This is a genomic window from Acerihabitans sp., from assembly GCF_036398755.1.
In the GTDB taxonomy this organism is placed as follows: Bacteria; Pseudomonadota; Gammaproteobacteria; order Enterobacterales; family Enterobacteriaceae; genus Acerihabitans.
On sequence record NZ_DASWOM010000054.1, the window covers coordinates 1 to 4,478 of the forward strand.

General features: G+C 53.8%; 4 protein-coding genes. 2 read left to right on the plus strand and 2 right to left on the minus strand.

The window, feature by feature from the left end:
• Positions 1-230: 230 nt before the first annotated feature.
• Complete coding sequence (gene lptF / locus VGC33_RS09220) at positions 231-1,331, plus strand: LPS export ABC transporter permease LptF (protein ID WP_331120450.1); 1,101 nt, start codon at positions 231-233, stop codon at positions 1,329-1,331.
• The gene (lptG, locus tag VGC33_RS09225; RefSeq protein WP_331120451.1) at positions 1,331-2,401 is read left to right on the plus strand and encodes an LPS export ABC transporter permease LptG; all 1,071 of its coding nucleotides are present in this window, start codon (positions 1,331-1,333) and stop codon (positions 2,399-2,401) included. Before lptF ends, lptG begins: the two co-directional genes overlap by 1 nt.
• A gap of 114 nt (positions 2,402-2,515) precedes the next feature.
• Here the strand turns inward: lptG and VGC33_RS09230 are convergent, their stop codons facing one another.
• Positions 2,516-3,415 carry a LysR family transcriptional regulator gene (locus VGC33_RS09230; RefSeq protein ID WP_331120452.1) on the minus strand — a complete coding sequence of 300 codons (900 nt, stop codon included), beginning with the start codon at positions 3,413-3,415 and terminating at the stop codon, positions 2,516-2,518.
• Positions 3,416-4,019: 604 nt separating this feature from the next.
• Positions 4,020-4,478 (minus strand): YjjA family protein (locus VGC33_RS09235; protein WP_331120453.1); only part of this gene is annotated, 459 nt, incomplete at its 5' end.

Here is a 4,478-nt window from a genome sequence, read left to right on the forward strand (position 1 = left end):
TTCCCTATCGTATCCCCCGCCTTTGCATTAACTCTTATGTGTTAATCTGAACGACGCAAAGGACGTTATTCCGGCAATAATCAGTGCGTTCTCATAGCACAGCCGAACGCTTAATGTTGTTATACTCTATCTGGCGATAAAGGTGACTAATTGATACGCATTAATAGTGCATTAGCGAAGAAATTATCGATTTTCCTGCAAAAAGACAAGTTTTCACAGGCGAAATAAGCGTGATCATCATTAGATATCTGGTTCGGGAAACCTTCAAAAGCCAGTTGGCCATCCTGTTTATCCTGCTGTTGATTTTTTTCTGTCAAAAGCTGGTGCGGGTCCTTGGCGCGGCGGTGGACGGCGATATCCCGACAAACCTGGTGCTATCCCTGCTCGGTCTAGGGGTGCCGGAAATGGCGCAGTTGATTCTTCCCCTTAGCCTGTTCCTCGGGTTACTGATGACCCTGAGCCGGTTGTACGCCGAAAGCGAAATAACCGTCATGCACGCATGCGGGCTGGGCAAAAGCGTGCTGATGAAGGCGGCGCTGCTGTTAAGCGTGCTGACCGCGCTGTGCGCGGCGGCCAATGTCGTCTGGCTGTCGCCCTGGTCGTCCCGGCACCAGGACGAAGTCCTGGCGGAGGCCAAGGCCAACCCCAGCATGGCGGCCATGGTGGGTGGACAGTTCCAGGCGGCGCAAAACGGCAACTCGGTATTGTTTGTCGGCAACGTCAAGGGACAGGAATTCCACAACGTCTTCCTGGCGCAGCTGCGGCCGCGCGGCAACTCGCGTCCCTCGGTGGTGGTGGCCGACCAGGGCCATATGACCCAGCGTCCCGACGGCTCGCAGGTGGTTAATCTCAATAAGGGCACCCGCTATGAAGGGACCGCGCTGCTGCGCGATTTCCGCGTCACCGATTTTACCCAGTACCAGGCGGTCATCGGCCACCAGGCGGTATCGGTAAATAATAACGACGCCGAGCAGATGACCATGCGGGACCTGTGGCACTCCAGCCTACCGGAAGCGCGCGCGGAGCTGCAGTGGCGCCTTACCCTAATCATATCGGTGTTTATCATGGCTATCATGGTGGTGCCGCTCAGCGCGGTCAATCCGCGCCAGGGCAGGGTATTAAGCATGCTGCCCGCAATGCTGCTGTATCTGGTGTTCTTTTTGCTGCAAAGCTCGCTGCGCTCCAACGGCGCCAAGGACAAGCTCGACCCGGTGATATGGATGTGGCTGGTCAACCTGGTCTACCTGGGTGTCGCCGTCTTGCTTAACCTATGGGACAGCGTACCGCTCAGGCGGGCGCGTGAACGTTTACATATCAGAGGAGCGGCCTGATGTTTGGCGTACTGGACCGCTATATTGGTAAAACCATTTTCAACACCATCATGATGACGCTGTTCATGCTGGTATCGTTGTCGGGCATCATCAAATTCGTCGATCAGCTGCGCAAGGTCGGGCAGGGCGATTATTCCGCGGCGGGCGCCGGCTTATATACTTTGTTAAGCGTGCCCAAGGATATTGAAATCTTTTTCCCGATGGCGGCGCTGCTCGGCGCGCTGATGGGGCTTGGCACCCTGGCGAGCCGCAGCGAACTGGTGGTCATGCAGGCCTCGGGTTTCACCCGCATGCAAATCGCCGCGGCGGTAATGAAAACCGCCATTCCTCTGGTGCTGCTGACCATGGCCATCGGCGAATGGGTCGCCCCCCAGGGCGAGCAGATGGCGCGTAATTTCCGCTCGCAGTCTTTGTACGCCGGCTCCATGCTGTCGGTGCAAAACGGCCTGTGGGCCAAGGACGGCAGCGATTTTATCTACATCGAGCGGGTGGTGAGCAACAATCAGCTGTCAGGGGTGAATATCTATCACTTCAACCACGAGAACCGGCTGCAAACGCTGCGCTATGCCGCCAGCGCCACCTTTACCGACGGCACCTGGCGCCTGGCGCAGGTGGATGAATCCGACCTGAGCGACCCGCAGCAGATCACCGGCCGGCAAACCCTCAGCGGGGAGTGGAAAACCAACCTCACGCCCGATAAACTGGGCGTGGTGGCTCTTAACCCGGACTCGCTGTCGATTTCCGGGTTGTACGATTATGTAAGATACCTCAAGCAGAGCGGCCAGGAAGCCAGTCGCTACCAGCTGAATATGTGGAGCAAGATCTTCTCGCCCTTCTCGGTGGCGGTGATGATGCTGATGGCGCTATCGTTTATTTTCGGTCCGCTGCGCAGCGTGGCGATGGGCGTGAGGATGGTAACCGGCATCAGCTTCGGTTTCCTGTTTTATGTCTTGGACCAGATCTTCGGACCGCTTAGCCTGGTTTACAATATGCCGCCGCTGTTCGGCGCGCTGCTCCCCAGCATGGCTTTCCTGGTGATAAGCGTGGCGTTGCTGCTCAAGAGACGGTAAAAATGTCGCGAGGCGGCGCTAACAGGCGGTATCCTGTTAGCGCCGGGATGGATTGGCGCGGGCCTCATCGTTTGGACCTTCAGATTCAGCTCTTTTGTTACAACCGCTAAAATTTCATTTAACACTATCGACAAACATCACCTTGGTCAGGTCGCGCAGCCATTTATGGCAGGGCGAATGGTTATGCTTGGAATGCCACGCCTGGATAATGCTGCGTTTGCCTAAATCAAAATCGGCGCTGAAAAACTCCACCGCGATATTGAGTTTACGCAGGTTGTTGACCACAAAATCGGGAACGATGGCCAGGGCATCGGAGTGGGTAATGGCATTCATGGTAGCCATATAGCCGGGCGTGGTACCCATCACATGACGCGTGGACCAGAAATATTTCATTGCTTCATCCGACCCGGCCGGGTATTTCTCCTTCGTCTGGACAAAATGGTATTTCAGCAGGTTATCCATGTTTTTATCCCCACAAATAATAGGGTGACCGCAGCGGCACATAAAAAAACATTTCGCGGAATGAATAGTGCGGATGGTAATTTCGGGATTCAGATCACGCATTTCCCCAATGTAGAGATCAATATCATTGGAGCGCAGGAAATCATCATCAAATTCCGAATCATGCACCATATTAATAAAGACGTTGGGCGCGCTGCGTTGTAATTCGCTAAACAACGAGGCGTTAAGGGTAAAGACGATAGTGGCGTTCGCCGCAATGGTGAAGGACACGGTGGTGGTATGGGGTTCAAAAGCCATATTGGTATTGAGCATCGACTCAATGCGGTTAACCAGTTGGCGCACATCCTCCTTCAGTGCGATGGCCTTGGGCGTGGGTATCAGTTTAGTGCCGCTGCGCACCAGGATGGGGTCGTTGAACAATCCCCGTATCTTATTCAGCGATTTGCTGATGGCTGGCGCGGTGACATTCAGCTTCCTGGCCGCCAGGTTGACGCTACAGTCTTCCAGCAGCGCATTGAGTACTACCAATAAATTGAAATCAAAATTATTCATATAATAGTCATGATCTAGAACGCTGGTTTGAGGGATATCCGAAAGCTAAACGGATATAAATGCAATATAAATTATGATCCGACTCCTACTGCTCCTATATATCGATAGCATGAGAATTATTTAAGTACTGCTTTCAGTGACTAATGATTTTATCTTTTATTTTTTAACGATGACAAGACGAAAATATCTCCAACATGCCGGAGGGACAGGGTGGAAGACCATAAAATGACCGCAGAAGGGCGCTGGTCCTGGCATTCCATGCCATTATTGTTTCGCTTCATAATATAGTTAATTGAGTGTAAATAGCATGATATTAATATTATGTTTACCATATGATGGGCGGATGTATGATAACCGAATAAAAGCGGATGAAGAAAGGAATACTCAAGTACTTGCCGTGGATGTGCCTTATGTTGAACTTACTCCAGAATTTGAAAACTAACCTTAGATATAGGTTATTGCCCAGCACTGGCACACCGGAATACCGAACGGCAACGGCACGATTGCGACATTACTTCGTTTGCGCCCGGCTTTGCCGCCGGATAAGCCCGGCGGGCCACTCCGCCGCGCAAGGCGTCGCCGGCGCGGCGCATACCCCGCGTGGCTAAGAGATAAAGTTCTTGCTTTGTTTGAGCACGATATCGCAGGCCTTGGTTTTCACCTTCTGCCCCAGTTGGGAATTGCTCAGATCGTTAAGATTCAGCTGGCCGCTCTTACTGGTGGTCAGCAGGCCGCCCAGCCCTTCCTGATAGTCCTGGCTCTTGGCGTCGGCGGTGCTGGTAATCCCCAGCTTGCCGAGCAACTGGTCTTTCAGCGCCGAGGTGCCGCTGGCGGAGAGCAGGTTGTTTTTAACACAGTACTGCAGCACGCCGGCGGCATTGGTCATGCTGCTGGAGCTTAACGTCTTGTCGCCGCCGTTCAGCAGCCCCGACAGCGAGGCCAGCGAACTGGCGTTGTTGCCGGTGGTGGCGCCGGCGGTGGCGGACCCATTGGCGGTGGACGATTTATTCAGCTCGGTCACCGCGCTGTTAACCGAGTCCATCCAGTTGCCGGCCGCCTGGGC